The organism is Vibrio wakamikoensis (assembly GCF_050337275.1).
Taxonomy (GTDB): Bacteria; Pseudomonadota; Gammaproteobacteria; order Enterobacterales; family Vibrionaceae; genus Vibrio; species Vibrio chaetopteri.
Genome location: NZ_JAKJST010000012.1, coordinates 116,636 through 142,293, shown reverse-complemented (window position 1 = coordinate 142,293; position 25,658 = coordinate 116,636). Strand labels below are relative to the sequence as shown.

The window sequence follows — 25,658 nt, the reverse complement described above, 5'->3', positions numbered from 1 at the left end:
CTTATATTTTGTTTTAAATATTTTCTGTCTGTGTGAAAATAGCCGCCTATCCACTAGGACACCCAAAAATATACGTGCAATCTTCTAAATTTAAGGAGTATTTATGAGATTGATGGACTCGATCGCTAAGAAGTTAGTGCTAGCGATCGCCGCTATTATGGTAACGATATCGATATTCGCTTCCTATTTTATTGTTAATCAGCGCTCCGCTTCTGTAGAGAGTCAAGTAACTCAGGAAGTTCAGTTAGTTACTGAGAAAACCGTACGCTCCATTCACGAGTTCTTTCGCGAGCGCTCACGTGTGGTCACAACTTTGGCAGAAAACCCGTTTATTAACAACTGGTTTGCCAACTATACTCAGCGGGGTTCTAACATAGATAGCGACCCTACCTATCAGTCGATAGTTGATACCTTTCAATCTATTTCTAAGCACGATCCACTGATCAAGTCGGTCTTCTACGCTCCAGCCAATACTCATGAATATTTCGATCTCAACGGCCGTTATAACAACCTTGACTATTACACTACCAAGCGACCTTGGTGGTTTGAAGCACTAGAAAAAGACCGTCTTTTCATTACAAAACCACAAATTGATGCTAACGATAAGAGTATTGTTACTTCAATTAAAACCACGGTGCAAGATAATAAGCAGCAGCTTATTGGTGTCTTGGGAATTGATATTCTAGGGACAGAGATTAAGCAAGGCTTGATTGATAAGATGCGCTATCAAGGTGTTGGTACTGGCTTTTTAATTGCTTCGGATGGTGACATCATCGCATTTAACGATACTCAAGACCGTATTGACATGTCGACACTGCCGACGCTCGCCGACATTGACAAAGTGTTTGCCAATACCTCTGGATTTGCCGAGCTTCAAAGTCAAGTCAGCCGCCAGCTACAAACTATAGGTTCTGTATCATTTAACGGTGAGCCGCACCTAGTATTTGTCGAAGCCGTTACTGACCCAACTCTCGAACTTGATTGGCGTGTAGGCTTCATGGTGCCAGAGAGCTTAATTACCGATCCAATTCAAGCTACTTTTTGGGGAACCGTCACGGTAATTCTGTTGGTGCTGATCATCAGTGGCATTGCTATGTTAGTCATTATTAATCGCTTCCTAACTAAACCTTTAAATAATGTTGTCACCGCTATGGACAATATAGCTGTGGGCGAAGGCGATCTAACCCAGCGTTTGGAATACCAACATGATGATGAGCTAGGCAAGCTGAGTCGCTCGTTTAACCTCTTTGTCAACGATATCCAGCAGACCACGCAGCTTAGCCTTCGAACCACTGAGCAAGTCACTAACGACGCGATTGAACTGCATCGTATCGCTGAACACTTTGGCAACACCATCGCTAGTCAAAAAAGCTACATTGAGCAAATCGCCACAGCTTCGACGGAAATGTCACAAACGATCAGTGGTATTGCGGACAATGCACAGACAGCACAACAGCATGCTTCAGATGCGTCAACGAGCTCTCAGCAGAGTCAAACACTGACTCACGACGCAAGCAATCTGATGAATGACATCTACCAAGATGTCTCAAAATCAGAGGAAGTGGTTGCCGTTCTTAATGACAATGCTACCGCCATTACTAGTGTGCTTGAGGTAATTAAAGGCGTCGCCGAGCAGACGAACCTACTCGCGCTCAACGCCGCGATTGAAGCTGCTCGCGCTGGTGAGCAAGGGCGTGGTTTTGCGGTCGTTGCCGATGAAGTTCGTACCCTCGCCCAGCGCACTCAACAGTCTGCTGTTGATATTGAAGGCATCATCGCCACGCTACAAAGCTCTGCGGCTAACGCGGTAGATTCACTACGCATTGGCCGCTCTAAAACCGAGCAAGGCGTGGATATGATTGCTGAAGTCGACAATAAGCTACGCGAAATTCATCAAACGATGGAAATGATCGACTCTCAATCTCAAGAGATCGCCTCCATGGTGAATGAGCAAGCTATTGCCTCTGGCGAAATCAGTCAGCAGACCGTCTCTGTGGATCAGCTAGCCGAAGACAGTGTCGCAGACACACGCAAGATGCTAAGCAAAATCGACAAGCAGCTTGAAATGGTGGAAGAGCTTAAAAAGACGATTGGTAAATTTAAAGTAAGCTAAATCCTTTGCGATGAAACATCAAAAGGGCTCATTTGAGCCCTTTTTCTATACAAGAAAGACTCTAACTCTCCTGCTCATTTTCGTGAATCTTTCGAATAAACTTGGCGGGCGTGCCACCGTAAAGCGAGTCTGGTGGTACATCAGAATTAACCACAGAGTTCGCTGCAATCACTGAGCGAGCGCCAATAGTCACACCTTGGTTTATCACCACATTGCCCCCAATCCACACATCATCTTCGACGGCAATGGGGGTGCATTGTGTCGCCCAGCTGCGGCGTTTTAAGTAGTTTAAGTCGTGACTTGCACAGTAGAACTGGGTATTGGGACCAATCAACACGTTGTTGCCAATGGTGATTTTCGCGCCATCGAGTATGGTGACATTCATGTTGAGGAAGGTTTTCTTGCCAATCGAAATCGTTTTACCAAACTCACAGTAAAAAGGTGAACGAATAATGCTAGATCCATCCATACTCCCCATGAGTTGCTGAAACAGCTCACCACGTTGCGCTTCGTTAGTATTTTGATTGATGGCCTGTAGTAAATCCGCTGCATTTTGACGGATTTTATTAATGCTCTCCGAGCCACCATCAAACTCTTCGCCAGCAAGCATCTTTTCAAATTCGGTCATGTTATCTCTTTAGTTCTTAGTGAGTTATTATGAGCGGCATTGTAGCACTCTCCCACATCGCTTTTCATCCATCTCTACACGCGAGTAGAAAGCTAATCAAACCGAGTTTTCAGAAAGACTTTGGCATAAATACATGTAGCGATATCGATAACTAATTGAAGTGATTAGATCAAAAAAAAACCTGCCATAAGGCAGGTTTTCTATCATTCGAGTATCTGATTACTCTTCAGAAGCGTCGTCCGCTGCTGGTGCTTCAGGAGTATCGGTTGCTGCAGCATCTGCTACCGCGCCTTCGGTACCCTCTTCACCTTCAAGTTCCGCTAGCTCTTCCACTTCATCGATGCGTTGTAGACCCACTACAGACTCATCAGAAGCCGTACGGATTAGTGTTACGCCTTGAGTGTTACGACCGACTTGGCTCACCTCTGCAACGCGAGTACGTACTAGCGTACCTGCATCGGTGATCATCATCATTTCGTCGCCTTCTTCAACTTGGACAGCGCCAACCACAGGACCGTTTCGCTCAGAGACTTTGATTGAAACCACACCTTGCGTTGCACGACCCTTAGTTGGGTACTCTTCAAGCTCAGTACGCTTGCCGTAACCGTTTTGTGTCACGGTTAGAATGTCGCCTTCGTTTGAAGGAACAATCAGAGACACAACTTGGTCATCGTCAGCTAGCTTCATACCGCGAACACCTGCCGCTGTACGACCCATTGCACGGACTTTGTCTTCGCTAAAGCGAACCACTTTGCCCTGCTTCGAGAACAGCATCACATCGCTGTCGCCGTTAGTGATATCCACACCAATCAGCGAGTCATCGTCACGCAGGTTCACAGCGATTAGGCCGTTAGCACGTACGTTAGAGAACTGGTCTAGTGATGTCTTCTTCACTGTACCGTCGCCAGTCGCCATGAAGATGAACTTGTCAGCGCTGAATTCAGACACTGGCAGGATAGCCGTGATACGCTCACCTTCTTCTAGTGGAAGAATGTTAACGATAGGCTTACCACGAGCAGTACGGCTCGCTTGTGGCAATTGATATACTTTCAGACGGTAAGTCTTACCGCGAGTTGAGAAGCACAAGATGTTGTCGTGAGTGTTAGCAACAAGCAGACGCTCGATGTAATCCTCTTCCTTCATCTTAGTCGCACTCTTACCTTTACCACCACGACGCTGAGCTTCGTAGTCGCTTAGGTACTGATACTTTACGTAACCTTCATGAGACAGCGTTACTACTACGTCCTCACGAGCGATCAGCTCTTCCATATCAATGTCATGAACGGCAGCCGTAATTTCACTGCGACGCTCGTCACCGTAGGTCGCTTGAACTTCTTCTAGCTCTTCGGTGATCACTTCCATCAAGCGCTCTGTACTAGAAAGGATGTGCATTAATTCTGCAATCTCTTCTAGAAGTGCTTTGTACTCTTCTAGGATCTTCTCATGCTCTAGACCGGTTAGACGGTGTAGGCGAAGTTCTAGAATCGCTTGAGCTTGTTGCTCAGTTAGGTAGTACAGACCATCACGGATGCCGTATTGGTCTTCTAGCCAGTCTGGGCGAGCCGCGTCAGTACCGGCACGCTCTAGCATTGATGCTACGCTACCTAGTTCCCAACCACGAGAAACCAGACCAACTTTTGCTTCTGCAGGTGTTGGTGCGTTTTTAATCAACTCGATAACTTCATCGATATTCGCAAGGGCTAGGGATAGCGCTTCAAGGATATGAGCACGGTCTCTTGCTTTACGAAGTTCGAAGATAGTACGACGAGTCACAACTTCACGGCGGTGATCAACGAAGCACTTCAACATGTCCTTAAGGTTGAACAGCTGTGGCTGACCATTGTTTAGGGCAACCATGTTGATGCCGAACGTAGTTTGTAGCTGAGTCTGTGAGTACAGGTTGTTTAGAACCACTTCACCTACTGCGTCACGCTTACATTCGATAACAATGCGCATACCGTCTTTATCAGACTCATCACGTAGTGCGCTAATGCCTTCTACTTTCTTATCTTTAACAAGCTCTGCAATCTTTTCGATTAGGCGAGCCTTGTTCACTTGATAAGGGATCTCGGTAACAATGATGGTTTCTCTGCCATTCTTGTCTTCTTCGATCTCTGCTTTAGAACGCATGTAGACTTTACCACGACCCGTCTTGTAAGCATCGATGATGCCTTTACGACCACTGATCAGTGCCGCTGTCGGGAAATCTGGGCCCGGGATGTAATCCATAAGCTCATCAATCGAGATGTCTTCGTTCTTGATGTATGCCAAACAGCCATCGATAACTTCATTGAGGTTATGCGGTGGAATGTTGGTTGCCATACCTACTGCGATACCAGAAGAACCGTTTACTAGTAGGTTTGGAATCTTAGTCGGCAGAACCGCTGGAATTTGCTCTGTTCCATCATAGTTAGGAACATAGTCAACGGTTTCTTTGTCTAGGTCTGCTAATAGCTCATGAGCGATTTTAGCCATGCGGACTTCGGTATAACGCATTGCCGCCGCTGAATCGCCATCAATGGAACCGAAGTTACCTTGACCATCTACCAACATGTAGCGAAGCGAGAACGGCTGAGCCATACGAACAATAGTGTCGTATACAGCACTATCACCGTGTGGGTGATATTTACCGATTACGTCGCCGACAACACGGGCAGACTTTTTATATGGTTTATTCCAATCATTACCTAGCACATTCATCGCGAACAGAACGCGGCGGTGTACTGGTTTTAGGCCATCACGCACATCTGGAAGAGCACGACCCACGATAACTGACATCGCGTAGTCGAGATATGAGCCTCTCAGCTCATCTTCTATGTTTACGGGCGTGATCTCTTTAGCTAGATCGCTCATAGAGCCAATATCCCTCTATATTTTGATCGTATATTGATACGTATAAGGTGACAAAATATAACACAAGAATAGTGGGTTCGGCATCACTTTCCCTTCCCTTTTATTATGTTGTGACCTTGGTTGTGATTCAAACGTCCACAATTTGCACATTTTGAATCTATGGCTCTGAAAAATGGCGAAAAAACACTCAAAATGTTCGAGCTAAGTAGGCCGCAAGCCACAAATGCACCAATTATGCTCACTGGGTAGGTTTTCCCAATTGAAATTGCGGTATACTTCCGCGCCATACCGGTGTGAAAAATGGCCGGAGCTACGTTTGAACAGAACTACGCATGAACGGAGCTAAAGTTAATCGGAACACAGAATTGTCGGAACAGAGAATTGGCACAGATGGATAAGCAACAAAACGTCGATCTAGACGAAATCAGAAAATTTGAAGAGATGGCAAGCCGTTGGTGGGACCTAGAGGGCGAGTTTAAACCTCTGCATCAAATCAACCCACTGCGCCTTAACTATGTGTTAGAAAAAGCCAATGGCCTTTTCGGCAAAACCGTACTCGATGTGGGTTGTGGTGGCGGTATCTTGGCAGAGAGCATGGCCAAGCAAGGTGCTAATGTCACTGGCCTGGATATGGGCAAGGAGCCACTGGAAGTCGCGCGTTTACATGCCCTAGAGACTGGCACTAAGCTCGTCTACGTTCAAAGCACGGTTGAAGAGCATGCTGCCGAAAACGCGGGTAAATACGACGTAGTGACCTGTATGGAAATGCTTGAGCACGTTCCAGATCCAGCATCCGTTATTGCTTCTTGTGCCAAACTCGTCAAGCCTGGTGGTCAAGTGTTCTTCTCTACGCTTAACCGCAACCTACAATCCTACTTGTTTGCCATTGTTGGTGCTGAGAAGCTACTTAAAATTGTTCCAGACGGCACTCATAGCCATGACAAGTTCATCAAGCCTTCTGAGCTTATTAAGATGATTGATGCCACCGAGCTGATTGAAAAAGGCATCACCGGCCTCTCCTACAATCCGCTAACGGATAGCTACAAGTTAGGTAAACGTGTAGACGTTAACTACATCGTCTACACTGAAAAGTCTCTCTAAAGGCTGCAGTGTATTAGTTGGTCATAGACACGAACTAATCAAACACAATATCTAGTACCAGCACCAATTTGGCGAGCGGAAATTGCACGCCAAATTAGTGCTGCAAATCACGTTAACGAGCGGCCACAATTTGTTTACAAAAACAAGACACTTTCGTCGGTTTTGTGTACTGAAATCGCACTTTTAATCCCCTCATCAATAACAGCCAAAACTTGCCAAAGATCAAGGAATTTTTTTTCACATTGTTTAAAACGAAACCGATCTGCTAGCACGTGTTTTTGTACAACTAATACGGGTCTAACTTCCATGGTAAGTATCTACTAACGTATTTTTTTCTTTCCCCTAGTTATCCACAGTTTCCTCAAATCGCCGAACTTGAAAATCTCGCTATATAGCACTATCTTGTAACCCGTAAACCAAATGACCCCTATATCTTGTGTTGGAAGCCAATTTTCATAGGGTGACATTGATCACGAAGCCTTCGCTAAGACTCAACAAAATTTCATAAAAGCGAGGTTTCATATTGTTTTGTTAGGGAACACCTCAGAATGAACCAGCAACTTTCCGTTACTAAACGTAATGGCCGCAAAGAAAGTATTGATCTCGAAAAAATCCACCGCGTTATCGCATGGGCTGCCGAAGGCCTAGACAACGTTTCTGTATCGCAGGTGGAACTTAAGGCTCACATCCAGTTTTACGATGGCATTACAACGTCTGACATCCATGAAACTATCATCAAGTCTGCAGCAGACCTTATCTCTGAAGACGCACCAGACTACCAATACCTAGCAGCTCGCTTGGCTATCTTCCACCTACGTAAAAAAGCGTACGGTCAGTATGAGCCACCAGCGCTGTTCGACCATGTGTCGAAAATGGTTGAAATGGGTAAGTATGACGCGCACCTGCTTGAAGACTACACTAAAGCTGAGCTTGAAGAGCTGGACGATTACATCGACCACACTCGCGATCACGACTTCTCTTACGCTGCGGTCAAACAGCTGGAAGGTAAATACTTCGTACAGAACCGTGTAAGCGGTCAAATCTACGAAAGTGCACAGTTCCTATACATCCTTGTTGCGGCTTGTCTATTTGGCAAGTATCCAAAAGAGACGCGTCTTGACTACATCAAGCGCTTTTATGATGCAACATCGACATTTAAAATTTCTCTACCTACACCAATTATGTCTGGTGTACGTACCCCTACTCGTCAGTTCAGCTCTTGTGTTCTGATTGAGTGTGGTGACAGCCTAGATTCTATTAACGCGACGGCAAGCTCTATCGTACGCTACGTATCACAACGCGCAGGTATCGGTATCAACGCGGGTCGTATTCGTGCTTTGGGTTCTGAAATCCGCGGCGGCGAAGCGTTCCACACTGGCTGTATTCCATTCTACAAATACTTCCAAACAGCGGTTAAGTGCTGTTCTCAAGGTGGTGTGCGTGGCGGTGCGGCGACGGTGTTCTACCCTATGTGGCACGGCGAAGTACAATCACTAATGGTTCTTAAGAACAACCGTGGTGTTGAAGAGAACCGTGTACGTCACATGGACTACGGTGTTCAGTTGAACAAACTGATGTACGCACGTCTTGTTCAAGGCGGCAACATTACGCTGTTCTCGCCATCAGACGTTCCTGGTCTTTACGACGCATTCTTCGAAGACCAAGATGAGTTCGAGCGTCTATACGTTAAGTACGAGAACGATCCGTCAATTAAGAAAGAGACGGTGAAAGCGGTCGAGCTATTCTCGCTACTGATGCAAGAGCGTGCGTCTACCGGTCGTATCTACATCCAAAACGTCGACCACTGTAACACTCACAGCCCGTTTGACTCGAAGGTTGCACCAGTTCGTCAATCTAACCTATGTCTTGAGATTGCACTGCCAACTAAGCCACTGAAAAACGTGGAAGACGAATCAGGTGAGATTGCGCTATGTACGCTATCTGCATTCAACTTGGGTGCGATTAACGAGCTTGACGATCTGAAAGATCTGTCTGACCTAGTGGTTCGTGCACTTGATGCACTGCTCGATTACCAAGACTACCCACTACCAGCGGCATACCGTTCAACCATGAACCGCCGTACTCTGGGTGTTGGTGTGATTAACTACGCTTACTACCTGGCGAAAAATGGTGTTAAGTACTCGGATGGTTCCGCAAACAACCTCACTCACCGCACGTTCGAAGCGATTCAGTACCACCTACTGAAAGCGTCTGTCGAGCTTGCAAAAGAGCAAGGTCGCTGCCCATCGTTCCACGAGACAAACTACGCGAAAGGCTTGATGCCAATCGACACGTACAAGAAAGACATTGATCTCGTGTGTGACGAAGCACTTCATTACGATTGGGATGAGCTACGTGCAGAAATCATGGAGTTCGGTCTACGTAACTCAACACTGACTGCGCTAATGCCTTCAGAGACCTCTTCGCAGATCTCTAACGCAACCAACGGTATTGAGCCACCGCGTGGTTACGTATCAGTGAAAGCGTCGAAAGACGGTATCCTGAAGCAGGTTGTGCCAGATTTTGCCAACCTAAAAGAGAACTACGAGCTACTGTGGAACATCGGTGGTAACGATGGTTACTTGCACCTTGTCGGTATCATGCAGAAGTTTGTTGACCAAGCTATCTCTGCCAACACTAACTACGACCCTAGCGTCTACGATAGTGGCAAAGTGCCAATGAAGAAACTGCTTCAAGACCTGCTAACTGCGTATAAGTTTGGTGTGAAGACACTTTACTACCATAATACTCGTGACGGCGCGAAAGACGACCAGAACGACAAAGCAGCAGTGGTCGAGCAAGACGACGATTGTGCAGGCGGTGGCTGTAAGATCTAATGTGCAAAGCACACATTCAATACAGCATTTAAGATTAGATTTCTCTGCCCTTCCTTGTGAGGGAAGGGCTTAAAAAGGATTGCAGCATCATGGCTTACAGTACTTTTACCCAAACTAAAAATAACGCGCTTAAAGAACCTATGTTCCTGGGTCAACCAGTCAACGTTGCGCGTTACGACCAACAAAAATTCGAAATTTTTGAAAAGCTGATCGAAAAGCAGCTTAGCTTCTTCTGGCGTCCAGAAGAAGTGGACGTTTCAAGCGACCGCATCGACTACAACAAGCTTCCAGAGCATGAAAAGCACATCTTCATCAGTAACCTGAAGTACCAAACGCTTCTAGACTCGATTCAAGGTCGTAGCCCTAACGTCGCTTTGCTACCGCTTGTGTCACTGCCTGAGCTAGAAACGTGGATCGAGACATGGTCGTTCTCTGAGACTATCCACTCTCGTTCATACACGCACATCATTCGTAACATCGTTAACGATCCAGGTGTGGTTTTTGACGATATCGTTGAAAACGAGCACATCCTAAAGCGTGCGAAAGACATCGCACATTACTACGATGACTTGATTCAAGCGACAAACGACTACCACCGTTTCGGTGAAGGTACGCACAACATCAAAGGCGAAGAAGTTAAAGTTAACTTGTACGACCTGAAGAAAAAGCTGTACCTATGCCTGATGTCAGTGAACGCACTAGAAGCGATTCGTTTCTACGTGAGTTTCGCTTGCTCGTTCGCATTTGCAGAGCGTGAGCTGATGGAAGGTAACGCGAAAATCATCAAGCTTATTGCTCGCGATGAAGCGCTGCACCTAACTGGCACTCAGCACATGATTAACCTGCTTCGCAACGGTCAAGACGATTTCTCATTCATGCAAATCGCTGAAGAATGCAAGCAAGACTGTTTCGACCTATTCAAAGAAGCGGCAGAGCAAGAGAAAGAGTGGGCAGAGTACCTGTTCAAAGACGGCTCTATGATTGGTCTAAACAAAGACATCCTATGCCAATACGTTGAATATATCACCAACGTTCGCATGCAGGCCGTTGGTCTTGGTGCCGCTTACCCAGAAGCAACATCGAACCCAATTCCTTGGATCAATGCTTGGCTGTCTTCTGATAACGTACAGGTTGCACCGCAAGAAGCAGAAATCAGTTCTTACCTTGTCGGTCAAATCGACAACGAAGTAAGCGCAGACGACTTTGAGGGCTTCGAACTTTAATGCCAACCATCAAGATAAACTCTATCACCACGATCGAGTCTAACCCTTCCAACACCGTCCTAGAGACAATGGAACAAGCTGGGTTAGAGCCAGAGTATAACTGCCGAGATGGTCACTGCGGTGCCTGTCGCTGCACATTGGTCTCTGGCGAAGTGGAGTACGTAGGGTTTGCGATGGCTTACACACAAGCAAACGAGATTTTGCCTTGTATTTGTCGTGCGAAAACTGACATTCAGCTCGACAATATTGCGCATCAAATAAAGAAGCGTGCTTAGTTCAGCACCTCTCATAAAAGCGGCTCAATCGAGCCGCTTTTTACTTTTAACTACAAATTATTCCTTTACATCCGGTGAAGTAAGCCCCATACTGAGCCCCTTCTGCTGTTTAGCGGTATTAAGTGAAATCTTCAGTTGTAAAAGTAAAACTCTCAGAATCTCTTCGTTATTGTTGTAATCCTCAGTGTTTCCCTATGCTTCATCGATGTATTTAATAAGTCTAAACCCAGCAGTTCATGCAATTTTGCATCAATTTTTTAAGTAATAAGGGACACATCATGTCTAACAAAGTAAACGGCGTAGTAAAATGGTTTAACGAAGAGAAAGGTTTTGGCTTCCTATCTCAAGACGACGGCGGTGCAGACGTATTCGTTCACTTCCGTGCTATCGCATCTGAAGGCTTCAAAACACTTACAGAAGGCCAAAAAGTGTCTTTTGAAGTAGAACAAGGCCAAAAAGGCCTGCAAGCTGCAAACGTTGTAGCTCTGTAATAGTTCAAAAACAAGTGGAGCGGTTGCTGACTGTTCCACTTGTTTGCTTACCGCTCAGTAATTAATCGCTCCCGTACTGCAAGCCTCTCGAAATCTTCTAGCACAGTCCAACCTCTCTAAGTTCTCGCTACACATTTTTCAACAAGCAAGCTCACTGAGTTAATCTATAACACTGAGTGCACTACACCTATATTCAAACCAACTAATAAGGCAAATTATGTCTCGTTCCATCGGCAGAAAGCGCTTCTGGTTTTATCAAAATCGTGAAGCAAGCAAACATACCAGAAATTTAAAATCGGAGATTCATGAAAATAGTATTCAAATCCACCATCGATAACCACATTTGGGAAACCGAAACACATCAACTCAATAGCGATATCTTACTTAGACACTTTCTAAGTAAAGCGAGAACCAAAGACTTACATATAGACTTCAGCTACTGTGAACTTACCCAATGTGGAGTGATCACAGACCGACATGAACAGATTATTGGTCACTTTTCCCTGTTAACCTAGGGCATTCCTCACCCCAGATTCTTTAAGCTTTTCATGTGAATTCACTATAGCCAACTCGTACCGTTAGAAGGTGCCCTCGTTGAGCCGACTTCTATAGTGAGATTCAAACCTTACTTGACTATTTTACCCACATCTCTGTCTGTTGGTGGCGATAAGACAATCGTCATTTTTTGCTTGAAGCTCATGTCTCTTCGAGACAGCGCTCTCACTATTTCATTCCACTCACGAAACGTAACCACAAAAGGGTTAAAACTATTCACCGGCTTACTGATACCATATCGAACCTCTTCAACTTCTGGTTCAAACGTCCCAAAAATACGATCCCAAACAATTAATATGCCAGCATAATTCTTATCGATATACTGAGCATTGACCCCATGATGTACTCGGTGATGGGAGGGCGTGTTAAACACCCATTCTAAAGGGCCAAGTTTACGAATCCACTGGGTATGTACAAAGAATTGAAGCCCCAAGTTAAGCAAAACCACGAACACTACCCATTTAGGTTCGAAGCCAATAATGATGAGGGGCATCCAAAATAACCACATGCCAGCCAGCGGATACATTAAGCTTTGGCGAAACGCGGTGCTGAAATTCATGTTCTCTGAGCTATGATGAACGACATGAGCCGCCCACATCCAACGCACTCGATGACTGGCGCGGTGAAACCAGTAGTAAAAGAAATCTTGTAGCACCATGAGTAACAGGAACATCGTAAGCGACATTTCTATATCAAATAGTTTCCACCCAAACACAAGCAAATAAAGCTTAGCGATGAACAAACCCGCCAATAAGTCAGACAGTTGATGTAGTCCCGCTAGAGAAAAATTACAGACTAACTCTTTAACAGTGTATCGCGCTGATGCTGGTAGTTTGTCGCTTCTTTGCCCAAACCAATACTCCAGTCCCATCATGAGAATAAAAATGGGTGCTAGAGCTATTAATAACAATTCAGGTTTGTCGGCGAGGGTTTCCATACTCATCCTTTTTTCTACTCTCTCGGGTCAACGTTTACCATTTGGCGTAATGATCTTCCGTCAGACCCAATACGTTCTCGATCTGATAGGTCTTTTCGGTTGATAATGAAATAGTCCCAGAAAACATACCTATAAATTGGCGAAAGTTGCTTTTAAGTAACCACAGATTGAGTTGCTCCTTACGCACGGTCTTGGGGCTAAAGCGAAGGTCAATCTGTCCATTAGAATCATAAATTCGCCAGGCAGAATCTGGATTTTGACGGTCAAATTCAAACAGTACAGCAGGAAGAAGTATTCTTTGCCCATCTATCCATAAGGCATTTTCGTTCACTCCAGTTTCATTCACGCCTGCCGCGAGGTTTAACCCTATTCGGGTTCCGTTAGAATCTGCGCTGATACTCGCCCAACGCCAACTTGTCTCACGGCGCATAAACCCCGCAGAAAAGTCATAGCCAGCCCGCGCATTGCTCAGCGACACTGAACTGCCAGCTACACTCAAACTGCCAGAGACATCCAGCGCATTGTGCTTCTGAGTATAGGTCCAGCCTGAGTAACCAGTCGGTGAGCACACCATGATTGGAGCACTGTCATGACTGGGTGGCGTCAGAGTGATGTCCATAGAGAAATGCTTAGACTTAACGACTACACTCCAAACACCTTCTTCGATTTGCAAAGCGAGAGCACCACCGTTAAATACGGCTTTCCCTTGCCAAGGCGACGGCGTCATCGTGTAGCCGAGCCCCAAAGGCCGAAGCCAACTTTGTTCAAGCAACTCATCTCGCTTGATGTCATAGAGATAACAGAAGCTGTTGCCTACATAACGTATATCAGCAATGGCAAACCCAATGACATAATCTGGCGTAAACACGCTAATGAACTGGAACTGTTTGTAGTGGAAATACTTAGCGACCGAACTGCGCTGTTTGTCCATGGTAGAGAAATAGCGAAAACTCTCTACGTCCAGCTGCTCTGGTATTGAAGTGAGATATCCCTGCAATGGGCGACCAGTCTCATCGATTAAGGTTTTAATTTGCTGAATTGACGAGAGTTCCATACTCGAACACCTATAGTGTGGTGATAGATTGTACAAGTATGAGTCAAATTCTATGTTCTAGACGAGCGTTAGAGCAAAAGCACCAAAGCGATCACAGTTTCAATAAAATTCGTTAAGAACAACGTGAATAATGTGGCACAAAAAGAAAGGGCTGACGCATAGGTCAGCCCAAAAGGAATGAATTTTTTTAATCGACTGTCGACAAAATTGAATCGGCGGTACCCATAGATACGCTCTTATCGGCGACATGACGACCACCATCGTCATAAAGCGAGATTCGGAAACCATCGTCGGACAGGATTTCTTCCATAGGAGCCTTCAACCACATAGCTGCTATATCACCATACTTTTTACTGAACGCTTCACCAAGCATGATTTGCTCATTAGCTACTTGATAAAACACTCTTATTTTAGATTGTTGGATCATATCTCCCCCCTCCTGCACACCACCATATTTAGGGTGAACATTGATTCTAATCAATTGGAGAAAAACAGCTACTCTCAAAAATGAGAATTTGAAATTCCCTTTAGAGATCAGTTTATTGTGAGCTAGATCCAATTTTCATATATAAATAACTAAATAGCATATTCAACCAATCGCATTTCAGCACCAATGAATCAAGACAGCTTATCAAGCGGCAGGAATATGTCTTGGGTTCTAGTCAAGAACCCATAGTCAGGAAACATCGGTTGATTGTCTAGGTATCGACGTAGCATGTCGCCAGCTACCGTACTGATCACGGTTTTGACACTCTTTTGGTTATAGCTTCTTTGGAGTTTGAGTGTCTGCCCCCACTCTCCTTTTGGTGTTGAGATCGCAACAGAGAACTGCTCATTCTCTAGTTTACCAGTCGAGATGGCGATATCGGCCGAGCAGTTCCCTTTGGTCGCTCCAGCAAGCGCTAACGTTGCGCCCAATTGTTCGCTATCACGATCTAACGGAGACGCGGTTTTTGAACCTAAGATCCACGTCGCCCCGCAACACTGCGATACTTTCTCACTGTCTTGCAACCAAGATGCTAAACAACCCTTGGTGGAGTGTTCCGAGATAGCGATAATCGGTTTATGCAGCTCAACCAGTTGCCCAATACGATCCAACATAGGTTCATCAACACTAACCACATTGCTGTGTAGCAATTTCTCTATCATGGCGAGTACGCGGGCACCCGTTTCTAAATCATCAGACGGTCCAAACAACTTTACTTCAATGAACGGCAAGTAAGAGCGGTAACCAAGCTCATAATCGGCAGGAAGCTGTAAATTCGATAGCGTGTCAGCAATACCAGATTCAGACAGACCAAACGTATAGATACGTCGACATACTCTGCCCTGTTGATTCGGGAACTGAGTTTTTAGATCGGGAATGATCTGCTCGATAGCCATCTTCTTAAACTCGCTCGGCACACCAGGCGTGAAGTAAAACAGACAATCGTTAATCATCATTTTGAAGCCACAAGCGGTGCCGATTGGGTTATCCACTACTGAAGCATTCGCAGGCAACATCGCTTGTTTGATGTTGCTCTCAGGCATCAGTTTACCGCGTTTTACATAGAAGGATTTTAAGTTATCTAGCCACCCTTGATTCAATACCAAAGGCTCATCCGCTGCTTCCGCTGCTACCTCTGCACTCAAGTCATCCGATGTAGGTCCTAAACCGCCATTCACAATGACCACGTCTAAGTTGAGACTCAACATTACCAATTCTTGCAGCAAAGACGCTCGCTGATCGCCTACCGTTGAGCGCTTATACATGGAAAACCCATGCTCATAAAAGACACGACTGAGCCAAGCGGCGTTGGTATCCACAATGTCACCATATAGAACCTCTTCTCCAGTACTCAGCATCGCTATTTTAGGCATGATCTCTCCTTATTTGTTTTTCTTTAAGAATGACATGAGTAAAGGAAATAGCAATAGCGTTGACCAAGCAAATCATTGGATTAGCAGAACATTAACCTAACCATACTGTACGGTCGGTATGGGCATCGTTATAATATTGAATCAACTCGTATGGGAAGTGATACATGGCAGATCTAAAACAGACACTACTTGATGCTGGTTTTGAGCTTATCAGTGAGCATGGATTCGCTGGTATTGGCATCATGAAGATAATCCAACAAGCCAATGCAACCAAAGGCTCGTTCTATCATCACTTCAAATCGAAAGAAGACTTCGGACGCCAACTACTAAAAGACTACTTCGAGGATCATCTCACAACTGTGATCTCATACCTTAGTGATGAAAGTGTGCCGTTTGCAGAGCGAGTTTTAAAATACTTCGAATTTTGGTCCGACTCTAAAGTGACGAGCGAGTTTCAGGTCAAGTGCTTAGTAGTAAAACTCTCAGGTGAGATAGCTGGGACATCATCAAGCATGCAATCTGAGCTCGACAAAGGCGCAGAGAAAGTGATTAATCGTATGGCTGATTACTTTACTGAAGGTAATTCGCTAGGTGTCATGTCAGTCCCTGAGCCCTATGAGGCATCCCGTTCACTGTATGCTAAATGGTTAGGCGCAACCTTACTTTGTGCAATCCAAAAAGACCGATCGCATCTAGAACAGGCGATGCGTGAAACTGCGCAGTTAGTCGGTAGTAAATAGCTATTCCTAAGCACCATCAAATCTCTATAAGAAAGGGCTGTTTCCAGCCCTTTGTCATTTAACGTCCTATACCTGATGCATCGACGGCCTCAGGCTCAAATGTAAGTGGCGGCCACTCTTTAAAGGTCTCTAAGTGCTGCTTAACCGCAGCTTGAGCAGGCCCAAATGCCCACATTTTTTTACCCATCCAGTTGATGTACATACCCGACTCTTCCGCAGCTCGCTCGTAAGGATCTCGGCGAAGATTAAACAGCAGTGGCGCATTAAGCTCTTCTTTTGGACCGCCCCAACCATGGTTTTGAACGATAAAGTGCGCTTTCCAATCACCGACTCGCACCGCTTGCAACCTATCGCGCTCATAGTAGATGATCTCTTTACGGCTTGAAGATCCTTGCTCTGTTAGCATCGACATTTGGTTGTAACCGTCTAAGTGAGCTTTGTAACCCTCATACCCCGTCAACATCTGCTCTTTAAGATCACTCGGTCCACCAGCAGCGTCAACGAGCGTTGGCAACCAGTCCATACCGTCAAACATACCATTGTGAACTTTTCCAGCTGGAATTTTTCCTGGCCAACTCACAAGCAATGGCGCTCTCACCCCACCTTCCCAAGTAGAGCCTTTTTCACCATGAAATGGTGTCATGCCGCCATCCGGCCAAGTCATAATCTCAGGTCCATTATCCGCGGTAAAGATCACTATGGTATTGTCTGCAACACCCAACTCCTCGAGTTTGGCCAGCATTTCCCCTACATGATCATCAAGGTCTTTCATCACCACTTCTTGAAGTCCCCAGCCGTTTTGGCCAAGCATAGCTTCATACTCTGGTGACAAGTGAGTCCATACGTGACCTCTTGACGGGCAGTACCAGGTAAAGAACGGTTTGTCGTCTTTAACGGCTCGCTCAATAAAGTTGATGGCGTGTTTGTTCACTTCGTCATCTAAGGTTCGCATTCGATCTGTGGTTAATGGGCCATCATCGGTGATGGTTTGCCCTCCTTTACCATCAGATTTCGCATGAATCACATTTCTAGGAGCAAACTTCTGAAAAGCCTCGTCTTTAGGCCAGTCTGGATCTTCGGTGTACTCCATTGCGTTTAGGTGATACAACCATCCCCAATACTCATCAAAGCCATTCATCGTAGGCAGTACCGCATCCAAATCGCCAAGATGGTTTTTACCAAACTGGCCAGTGGTATAGCCGAGCGTTTTGAGTATTTCTGGTAGTGTTGGTGTATCAGGGTTAAGCCCTACCGGACTGCCCGGAAGCCCCACAGTATGCATACCGGTTCTAACAGGAAATTGCCCAGTAATGAATGCCGAACGCCCTGCGGTACAAGATGGCTGGGCATAATAATCGGTAAGTAGCATGCCCTTTTCAGCGATACTATCAATATTTGGCGTCTCACTGCTCATCACACCACGGTGATAAGCACTAAGGTTTGAAATACCGATATCATCAGTAAAAATAACAAAAATATTTGGCGGCTTATCCTCTGCATTTGCTAGCGCGGTAAACCCCAGAAATATGACCAATAGAGATCTAATTATGTGACGATGCATCCTGCCTCCCTTATACATTCATCCTACGTACTGTGTTTCCTGTTTGCTACTTCTAAGAAGAAATAGGCCTACTAAACCAAAGCCAATTTCCAATAATAAATACACCACGAGTAGCCAATGCGGCATACCATCGATAACAATGCTGAAAACTCTCCCAATGCCAAGCCCGAGCATAAAGACAACAAGACTTTGTAGCGCTGACCGAGCCAAAAACAGAGATCCGAATGCGCCCATTAACCAATAAATTACCAAAGCCAAGTACAGTCCCATCACCGCTCGAAATATGTGGCTAACATTGGTTGCACTAGCATCAATGTCGAATAAAAACGGCAATGAAAGGTTAGGCTTCAAGCCATAAGAGAGTGCTATTGGGGTTAAGCCAGCCGCTGCGAGAAGTAAAAACTTTTGTACGTTCGTCATATGTCGCCTCCTCTTTCACAAAAGACTAGAAGTTACATCCAGAAAATCAAATTTCTAACTGCACTCCAATCGGTTATATAAAATTGTGTCGAGAGTGGGTTTGAGATTAGAGACTCACTTTATCAAGTAATCCTTGAAGGTTTAGCTGTTCACCCAGTTCAAAAGCGCTGACCAAACCGTAGCTCAATCCACTCCACCACAATATTGATGCAGCCAGAAGGACAAAGGTTGCGGAATAGGATTGACGCAGACGTTTAGCGATCAATGTATAGAGGGGGATGCCAACCAAAACCGGAGCCAGCATGGCCATAGTGGTGTTGCCATAACGCTTCCATGCCTTAACAAAACGGCGCAACCTAGGCCGAAAAGGTCGCAAGTTTCTGCTCGAGTATAGAAGCAACGAATATCGTCCCACAAACCAACCAAAATAGCCTGCAACCAATGCAGGGAGTGCATTGAACAGCAGCATTTCCGGATAGCTAAACCCAACAAATGCCGCCAAAGCTGGCCCAGAATAGGTTTTCCAAATACTGAGTAATGCCATTGCTAAGCCCAGTAGCAGGTAACTTTCCATCACAATCTCACTCTAGCGGTTGGCAGAAACCTCAAGCCCATTAATGGAAAGTATATGCGTAATAATCGGGGCGATATGATGAAATATTTGTTGCCAGTCTTCACATAGATAATTCAATCCAGGGTTGCGTAAAGATTCACGTTGCCCATCTCAGCCTCCAAGCGTATTGCTATGGAAACGTCTGTTGCCCTTTTTTGCTCCCACCAGTAGCCCAAAGTCCAAAGCACCACCACAGTATCCATAACGCCTGCCAATATGAAGCCGTTGATATGTGGATTACCTAGGTTGGTTAGCAGCAAACTCACCATAAACCCCTTCTCAATCGCAGAGTAAAGCATAATGCTTTGACGCCATTGGGGCTTGAAGGCAGCACCTATCATCATGACGCCCATCATGCCGACCATAATTCCCCAGTGCTGATAGAAAATGAAATCTTGCTCGAGATAAGGCAACTGACCAATGTTGTTGACAGCCCATTGTGGGAAGAAAGCATAAGCTAACGCTGCAGAAGTACCGATACCTGTGATAAGCAGCATTTTTTCGACGTATTTTGTAAAAAACATAGTTAATCTCCAAGGTGTGTAAACCTTAGTTAAAGGCGCACGGTTGTAGGACATAGGTAAGAGAACCATCCTTGATACTGTATTGATTTCGAGTTAACAGATTGCCGCCAAGATTTGCTCAATCTTGTGCTTGGGAATCGCATAGAACTGGAAGCTCATGTCTTTCTCGATACCTTGCGCTATCTCGGATTGCGTATCTGTATTCAAACTCCAATTGTTAAAGGTTTGATGAGCCTTCACTTGTACTTGGAAAGCGCGCAAGGACAGTACGACTTCGCGATGCTTTTCCTCTGCAGTAAGCGTTTGAGACAGTCCAAAAATACTCGCGAGCTTATCAATACTTGGCAGATAGAATTCCGGTAGAGCCTCGATCACCGCTGGCAATAACACGCTGTTCGCATCACCATGAGGGATGTGAGCGATCGCACCAAACGCGTGCGCACAGTTGTGAATAGGGATGCCGCCTAATGAGGAGTAAAACGCCGAAATAGCCATAGTACTTGCTTGAAGTAGTTCCGTTCTCGCCTCGATATTATTGGGATCAGAGACCACTATTGGCAGGTTATCCAGTATCAGGCGACTCGCTTGTACTGCATACGCATCGGTAAACGCATTACTCATTGGAGATGAAGCCGCTTCAATGGCGTGAGTTAATGCATCCATCGCTGTCGACACCGTTAGCGGGATAGGCAAGCCAAGGGTAAGTTTTGGGTCTAGTACCGCAAGATCACATTCAAGGCCAGACACGACTAAGCTCGCTTTGATTTGCTCAACGTCATTGAAAAACACGGCAATGGGTGAGGCTTCAGCACCAGTTCCCGCTGTAGTCGGTACACCGATGTGTGGAATGGTAAAGGGCTTCACATGTGATCCAACATCAATACGTCCACCACCACGGATAGCTTCACGAATGTCATCAAGTTTGTGCTCTAGCGAGTACTTGATACCTTTAGAAGCATCAATCACGCTGCCACCTCCCAGCGCCACAATACTGTCTGCTTTCACTTTGTTGGCGTACTGAACGGCCTTGTTTATGTCATCACAGCCCGCGTCAGCCTTAATGTCGGTATAGACACCGACTAGCTCTACTTGCATGTTGTTTTCGAAAACGCCAATCAGCTTATTCACTAGACCAACCGTCTCTAATCCAATATCACTCAATAGCAGTACTCGATGAGCACCACGCGCTGCTAGTTGATCAGGAATGTCATTGATTGAGTCTTCACCAGACAAGATCACAGTTCGCATATTAAACATAAAGTTATTGTTCATAATTTCATCTCCAAACGATTAATTAGGCGCACAGTGAAGCAAGCACTGCACGTTTGAATTCATTGTCTTCTGGGCCAAGCAGCTGGCTAACGTTGTGAGCTTTAACGCCGGTTTTCATGTCAGTTCTCCTCAGGAAGTGATTACACATTAAATAAAACAAACCGGTCGGTCTAGTTAATAAGTGTCAGAGAACTGTCAATTGAAGTTATTTGAAAAATGATCTGCTGAATAACTGATTGTCAGCGCTGCAAAAACCATGAGTTTTGTGGAGTTAATTGCACTTCCCTAAACTCATGGAGGTTTTTTGGTGTGAACCTTGAGGTCAATCATGCGTGGCGAGCGTTTTAGATCTAAACTGGAGTTAACTAATCAATTAGTTATTGGTTTTGTACCTGTGGAGGGAAATGTATGAGCAGTAGTACCTTTATCGTCAACTTTGTTGGCCAAGCGACCCCAGCCACCATTAAAAACCTCGCATCAGTGACCCACGAAAACGGGGGGAAATGGCTGGTGAGTAAAGTGAACTTTATTGAAGACAACGTCGCCGCTGTCATCAAAGTCGAGCTTCCGAGCGACAATGCGCAAGTTGTCAAAGATGCCTTCAACAATCAACAAGGTTTGCTCGTCCAGATTTCAGATACGGATCCGCATCGTCATGAGCAGGAGACAGTTTTCCAGCTAAGACTCGACGCCAATGACAGAGCGGGTATCGTCAATGAAATCACTCAATTCTTAGATGGACAAGATATTCGTATTTTAGATATGGATTGTCACCGCGTGTTTCTTGCCGGCGGCGGTGGTATCGGCTCTAGCCTGTTTACCGCCAACATGGCTCTAAAGATCCCGCCTGCGATGCAAATAGAAGATGTAGCGAGTGAACTTGAAGCGTTGAGCGAAGATACTCGTGTGATTCTTGAGTCCTAAAATGATTCGCTATTGGGCTGATTTTTACAGTCAGCCTTAATGAATTGCATCTACATGTTATCGTCACCCCTGCGCCAGGCAGGGGTCTACTTACAATGCACACCAATCCAATCTAAACGCGATTGTCTCCAAACCCATAAGCAATGATTTGGCTAACCTCAGACAGCGAACGACCTGATTGCTGGTGCCATTCCATGAAGGCTTTGTTTGCAGCAGTCATAGCACGTTTAGTACCTCTTCCAGAATCAATAATGTTGGTATTACGAAGATACCCTTCCACATCATTAGACAAAATGAAGGTATCTACACCCAATTGTCGTAACGCATAAGGTCCGGTGTTTCCTCCCAGACGAGCGCCGTGTTTTTTCAGATGTGCCCATAAATCCGTTATCGACTCCTTCGGCCAATCTGCCACCATTTGGGCGAAAGAATCATGTTCAAAGCGTGCTCGCTGAATCATCGCTGCATTGGCTGGTATGGACATCACCTTGGTCATATGACGAATAATTTTAGGATCTTGCGCTTTTTGTTCCCACTGTTCTTCAGAAAGCATGAGCAATGGGTCAATACGAAATTGGAAAAAGTGCTCTTCAAAGTTTGGCCATTTGTTTCTAACTACTTTCCATGAGATGCCACTTTGGAACACCTTCATAGAAAAAGCAGACAACCAACGATCCTCAGGAATGGCGGCAACTTCGTCTCGCGTAAGAGGCTTGGAAACAATAGACTCAAGTCCCTGCTCTCCCCCTTTGCGCTCTGCTGCTCTCGCATAAATCGAATCAAACTTTTCCATAAATTTCCATTACCTACTGAAAAATCAAACTAACTCGTATTCTAAACCTGACGCTTGGTAGCTATCGATGACCTCTTGGCGTCGATAGCAGTCGAGGCTGTGGTCATTGATAAGCCCTGCGGCTTGGAGAAACGCATAGATGATAGTAGAGCCAACAAATTTAAAGCCACGCTTTTTAAGGTCTTTACTGAGCGCGTCCGATACCTTCGAGGTCGCAGGATAGTCCTCAAGTTCCTTATAACTGCTGACTAATACCTTGTGATCGGTAAACGACCACAGATAGTCGCTAAAGCTACCAAACTCTTTTTGAATCTCTATAAAGTATTGAGCGTTGGTAATCGTCGAGCTGATTTTTAGCTTGTTACGAATGATGCCGGTATCTTGCTGTAAGCGCAGCCCATCCTCTTCGGTAAAGGCCGCCACTTTCTCTACATCAAAATTGGCAAACGCACGTCGGTACCCGTCACGCCTTTTGAGAATGGTGTACCAGCTTAATCCTGCCTGAGCAGACTCTAACACCAGAAACTCAAACAAGGTTCTATCATCAAGAACGGGCACGCCCCACTCTTGATCATGATATTCCACATAGTATTGTTTAGTTTCATCCAACCAAGGGCAGCGATTAGCCATGTTCGGTATCTCCGTTACAATCCATTTTCACTAGAGTTCAGCATACTCCTAACAAACGGCCTGTGCCAGTAAGGTACTGACACAGGCCGTGATTTTCTAAAAGCAGTGTTTAGATCTACAGTTGATTAGATCTTGAATCGACCAATCTCACTTTCTAGCTTCTGCGACAAGTCTGAGAGTTCAACCGCTTGCTGAGCCGCTTCTTGCGCTTCTTCTGCCAGCTCATCAGAGACGTCGCGAATGCCTTGCGTATTGCGGGTAATTTCAGACGTAACCGAAGCTTGCTCTTCGGCAGCGGTAGCTATTTGCGCAGCCATATCACTAATTTGCTCAACTGCGGCGTGGATCTGCGTCAAACTTGCTGCTGCGCTATTGGCATCATCAACACTGGTTACTGCCAACGCTTTGCTGTCGCCCATAATACCAACAGCCTTCGCTGTTGTGCCTTGTAAGGTCTCAATCGTGCTTTGGATCTCTTGGGTAGAAGCATGAGTGCGCTGACTCAGCACACGAACTTCATCTGCCACAACCGCAAACCCGCGGCCTTGCTCTCCTGCGCGAGCAGCCTCAATCGCAGCATTAAGTGCTAACAAGTTAGTTTGCTCAGCAATATCCTGAATCGTCGAAAGAATGGTATTGATGCTATTACCATGAACTTCAAGCTCTTGGATAACGGATGTAGCGACATCGACTTCAGCAGCCAAGTTCTGAATAGAGTTTTGAGTTTGCGACACCTGACCCGCACCATGAGTGCTTGCTCCTACCGCCTCAGACGAGTTCGACGCAGTCATGTCTGCGTTGTTCGCAATCTCTTGTGTCGCGGCGGCCATCTCATTGATTGCGGTCGCCACCATGTTAATTTCATCTTGCTGAGTTTGAATACGCTGACTTCGAACACGAGCATGCGTTGCCGTGTCTTTAGCTTGTTCAGACAATGCGATTGAGACATCTTTCAAGTGCATAATAGTCTCGTGCATATAGCTGACGAAGGTATTGAAGTTACGCGCTAGCTGACCCACTTCATCTTTGCTTCTCGGCTCCAATCGCTGAGTTAGGTCACCTTCACCAGACGCAATTTCCTTGAGCGCCTTCGATACGCGAGCCAGATCGTTTACCAAGAAACTCATTAGCCATGAAGCAATTAGCGCGACCAACACCAAAATAATCAATGAAGTGATAACAAGTTGCGTTAATGCCGTCTTATGTCCGGCAAGCTCGGTAGCCTTGTCTAGTTCAATTGCAAATACCCAATTGGTACCTGGAACTTGCGAGAACAACATAAGCTTCTCAGAGCCACCTAGGGTTAGTTCCAAGATTGAGCGGTCCGCGACTTTCTGCTCAATAGTACGAGTCGTAAAGTTTTGGCCTAGCGCCGTGACCGGTTTCAGCAGCAGTGACCTTTTTGGGTGCGCGAGAAACGTGCCGTTAGTCAGGTCAATCAGCATAGCACTGGCATTGTCACCCACGTTTAGGCTGATCACATCATCGACTAGCTGATCAATCAGCACGTCAGCGCCCACAATGCCAGCCATTTTGCCATGTGTACGTACAGGTTCAGCAATCGTGACTAGTAACGCATTGGTAATCGCATCTTGATACGCCTCTGTAATAATCTGTTTGTTGGCGGCTTTTGCGTCTTGATACCAAGGGCGGGTTCTTGGATCGTAATCTGCACGGTTGCGCTCTGGATGAGAGCGATACATGTCACCTTCAGGCGTACCAAAGAAAATGTCATCGAATCCACCAGCAATACGCGCTTGTTGCAAGTAAGGTACGTTGTCCTCTTGGTCAGCAAAACCATTAAACGCGCTAGCGATGTCTTTACGAATATCAATCCAATTTTTGATACCTTCAACGGCGGCAAACGATACATTATTTGCACGCGCAGTGATCGCGGCATTGGTTTGAGAAGAGAGTTGATTGGCAGAAAGGATGGTCAAAGCCAAAGCCATAATGATCACTGCGCTCAACGTAGCGGCAATGAGCTTTTGTCTTAATGATAGGTTCATAAGTTATTATTCTGTTATTTATAGGATTTACTGACCATTCACTTAAATTATGAATTGGCAAATGGCGGTCGAATAATATACATATTTAAAGGCAAAATCGAGAGGCAATATATTGACTTAAGATGATGTAACAACGTCATATTCTTGACTACCCGCAAATAACAAACATTTATTCCATTTTTGGTACGACCAAACACACCTGATAAAAGCTATACTTGCGAGCTCCTACCCTTATTTGGACGCAA

At 45.5% G+C, this 25,658-nt stretch carries 23 protein-coding genes; 9 read left to right on the top strand and 14 right to left on the bottom strand.

The genetic code is table 11. The features are described 5' to 3' along the window. The first annotated feature begins 103 nt into the window (after positions 1 to 103). Complete coding sequence (locus L4C42_RS01380; RefSeq protein WP_429759008.1) at positions 104 to 2,113, top strand: methyl-accepting chemotaxis protein; 2,010 nt, start codon at positions 104 to 106, stop codon at positions 2,111 to 2,113. Between the two features lie 61 nt (positions 2,114 to 2,174). Here the strand turns inward: L4C42_RS01380 and L4C42_RS01375 are convergent, their stop codons facing one another. After that, positions 2,175 to 2,741, bottom strand: coding sequence for a sugar O-acetyltransferase (locus tag L4C42_RS01375; RefSeq protein ID WP_418641541.1), 567 nt, complete (start codon positions 2,739 to 2,741; stop codon positions 2,175 to 2,177). 219 nt (positions 2,742 to 2,960) lie between these two features. Beyond that, complete coding sequence (gyrA, locus tag L4C42_RS01370; RefSeq protein WP_353498462.1) at positions 2,961 to 5,594, bottom strand: DNA topoisomerase (ATP-hydrolyzing) subunit A; 2,634 nt, start codon at positions 5,592 to 5,594, stop codon at positions 2,961 to 2,963. Between the two features lie 390 nt (positions 5,595 to 5,984). Here gyrA and ubiG point away from each other — a divergent pair, with 390 nt between their 5' ends. The 6 genes from ubiG to L4C42_RS01340 all read left to right on the top strand — a co-directional run bounded on the left by ubiG (position 5,985) and on the right by L4C42_RS01340 (position 12,036). After that, positions 5,985 to 6,695, top strand: a complete 711-nt coding sequence (gene ubiG / locus L4C42_RS01365) for a bifunctional 2-polyprenyl-6-hydroxyphenol methylase/3-demethylubiquinol 3-O-methyltransferase UbiG (RefSeq protein ID WP_353498461.1) — start codon at positions 5,985 to 5,987, stop codon at positions 6,693 to 6,695. A 548-nt stretch (positions 6,696 to 7,243) separates the two neighbouring features. Beyond that, positions 7,244 to 9,532 carry a class 1a ribonucleoside-diphosphate reductase subunit alpha gene (gene nrdA, locus L4C42_RS01360; protein WP_353498460.1) on the top strand — a complete coding sequence of 763 codons (2,289 nt, stop codon included), beginning with the start codon at positions 7,244 to 7,246 and terminating at the stop codon, positions 9,530 to 9,532. Between the two features lie 89 nt (positions 9,533 to 9,621). Then, on the top strand, positions 9,622 to 10,755 hold the full coding sequence (gene nrdB / locus L4C42_RS01355; protein ID WP_353498459.1) for a class Ia ribonucleoside-diphosphate reductase subunit beta: 1,134 nt from the start codon (positions 9,622 to 9,624) through the stop codon (positions 10,753 to 10,755). Continuing rightward, entirely contained in the window at positions 10,755 to 11,030 is a 276-nt protein-coding gene (yfaE, locus tag L4C42_RS01350) for a class I ribonucleotide reductase maintenance protein YfaE (protein WP_353498458.1), read from the top strand. Before nrdB ends, yfaE begins: the two co-directional genes overlap by 1 nt. 278 nt (positions 11,031 to 11,308) lie before the next feature. Beyond that, positions 11,309 to 11,521 carry a transcription antiterminator/RNA stability regulator CspE gene (cspE, locus tag L4C42_RS01345; RefSeq protein WP_353498457.1) on the top strand — a complete coding sequence of 71 codons (213 nt, stop codon included), beginning with the start codon at positions 11,309 to 11,311 and terminating at the stop codon, positions 11,519 to 11,521. Positions 11,522 to 11,826: 305 nt separating this feature from the next. Beyond that, positions 11,827 to 12,036 (top strand): hypothetical protein, encoded by a 210-nt coding sequence (locus L4C42_RS01340; RefSeq protein WP_353498456.1) that lies wholly within the window; start codon positions 11,827 to 11,829, stop codon positions 12,034 to 12,036. Positions 12,037 to 12,146: 110 nt separating this feature from the next. Here the strand turns inward: L4C42_RS01340 and L4C42_RS01335 are convergent, their stop codons facing one another. From L4C42_RS01335 to L4C42_RS01320, 4 genes are all read right to left on the bottom strand, one after another. Continuing rightward, complete coding sequence (locus L4C42_RS01335; protein WP_353498455.1) at positions 12,147 to 13,019, bottom strand: sterol desaturase family protein; 873 nt, start codon at positions 13,017 to 13,019, stop codon at positions 12,147 to 12,149. Positions 13,020 to 13,047: 28 nt separating this feature from the next. Beyond that, entirely contained in the window at positions 13,048 to 14,067 is a 1,020-nt protein-coding gene (locus tag L4C42_RS01330) for a DUF2804 domain-containing protein (RefSeq protein WP_429759003.1), read from the bottom strand. A gap of 187 nt (positions 14,068 to 14,254) precedes the next feature. Next, positions 14,255 to 14,494, bottom strand: a complete 240-nt coding sequence (locus L4C42_RS01325) for a hypothetical protein (RefSeq protein ID WP_353498453.1) — start codon at positions 14,492 to 14,494, stop codon at positions 14,255 to 14,257. A 191-nt stretch (positions 14,495 to 14,685) separates the two neighbouring features. Further along, positions 14,686 to 15,927: a CinA family nicotinamide mononucleotide deamidase-related protein gene (locus tag L4C42_RS01320; RefSeq protein ID WP_418641543.1), complete on the bottom strand. Its 1,242-nt coding sequence runs from the start codon at positions 15,925 to 15,927 to the stop codon at positions 14,686 to 14,688. A gap of 164 nt (positions 15,928 to 16,091) precedes the next feature. Here L4C42_RS01320 and L4C42_RS01315 point away from each other — a divergent pair, with 164 nt between their 5' ends. After that, positions 16,092 to 16,667 (top strand): TetR/AcrR family transcriptional regulator, encoded by a 576-nt coding sequence (locus L4C42_RS01315; RefSeq protein ID WP_353498451.1) that lies wholly within the window; start codon positions 16,092 to 16,094, stop codon positions 16,665 to 16,667. A 58-nt stretch (positions 16,668 to 16,725) separates the two neighbouring features. On the opposite strand, the gene L4C42_RS01310 is transcribed toward L4C42_RS01315, so the two are convergent. The 5 genes from L4C42_RS01310 to L4C42_RS01290 form a co-directional block, all read right to left on the bottom strand. Continuing rightward, entirely contained in the window at positions 16,726 to 18,228 is a 1,503-nt protein-coding gene (locus tag L4C42_RS01310) for an arylsulfatase (protein ID WP_418641544.1), read from the bottom strand. Between the two features lie 18 nt (positions 18,229 to 18,246). Continuing rightward, positions 18,247 to 18,648, bottom strand: a complete 402-nt coding sequence (locus tag L4C42_RS01305) for a DUF4345 domain-containing protein (protein ID WP_353498449.1) — start codon at positions 18,646 to 18,648, stop codon at positions 18,247 to 18,249. A gap of 106 nt (positions 18,649 to 18,754) precedes the next feature. Further along, positions 18,755 to 19,222 (bottom strand): hypothetical protein, encoded by a 468-nt coding sequence (locus L4C42_RS01300; RefSeq protein ID WP_353498448.1) that lies wholly within the window; start codon positions 19,220 to 19,222, stop codon positions 18,755 to 18,757. A gap of 113 nt (positions 19,223 to 19,335) precedes the next feature. Continuing rightward, entirely contained in the window at positions 19,336 to 19,785 is a 450-nt protein-coding gene (locus L4C42_RS01295; protein WP_429758999.1) for a hypothetical protein, read from the bottom strand. Positions 19,786 to 19,878: 93 nt separating this feature from the next. Beyond that, entirely contained in the window at positions 19,879 to 21,057 is a 1,179-nt protein-coding gene (locus tag L4C42_RS01290) for an iron-containing alcohol dehydrogenase (protein ID WP_418641546.1), read from the bottom strand. A gap of 408 nt (positions 21,058 to 21,465) precedes the next feature. Between L4C42_RS01290 and L4C42_RS01285 the strand changes: the two genes are divergently transcribed. Further along, positions 21,466 to 21,981: a glycine cleavage system transcriptional repressor gene (locus L4C42_RS01285; protein WP_353498446.1), complete on the top strand. Its 516-nt coding sequence runs from the start codon at positions 21,466 to 21,468 to the stop codon at positions 21,979 to 21,981. Positions 21,982 to 22,093: 112 nt separating this feature from the next. Here the strand turns inward: L4C42_RS01285 and L4C42_RS01280 are convergent, their stop codons facing one another. The 3 genes from L4C42_RS01280 to L4C42_RS01270 form a co-directional block, all read right to left on the bottom strand. After that, positions 22,094 to 22,774, bottom strand: coding sequence for a DNA-3-methyladenine glycosylase I (locus L4C42_RS01280; protein WP_429758996.1), 681 nt, complete (start codon positions 22,772 to 22,774; stop codon positions 22,094 to 22,096). A 24-nt stretch (positions 22,775 to 22,798) separates the two neighbouring features. After that, positions 22,799 to 23,404, bottom strand: coding sequence for a DNA-3-methyladenine glycosylase I (locus L4C42_RS01275; RefSeq protein WP_353498443.1), 606 nt, complete (start codon positions 23,402 to 23,404; stop codon positions 22,799 to 22,801). Positions 23,405 to 23,529: 125 nt separating this feature from the next. Next, on the bottom strand, positions 23,530 to 25,413 hold the full coding sequence (locus L4C42_RS01270) for a methyl-accepting chemotaxis protein (protein WP_429758994.1): 1,884 nt from the start codon (positions 25,411 to 25,413) through the stop codon (positions 23,530 to 23,532). Positions 25,414 to 25,658: the final 245 nt, after the last annotated feature.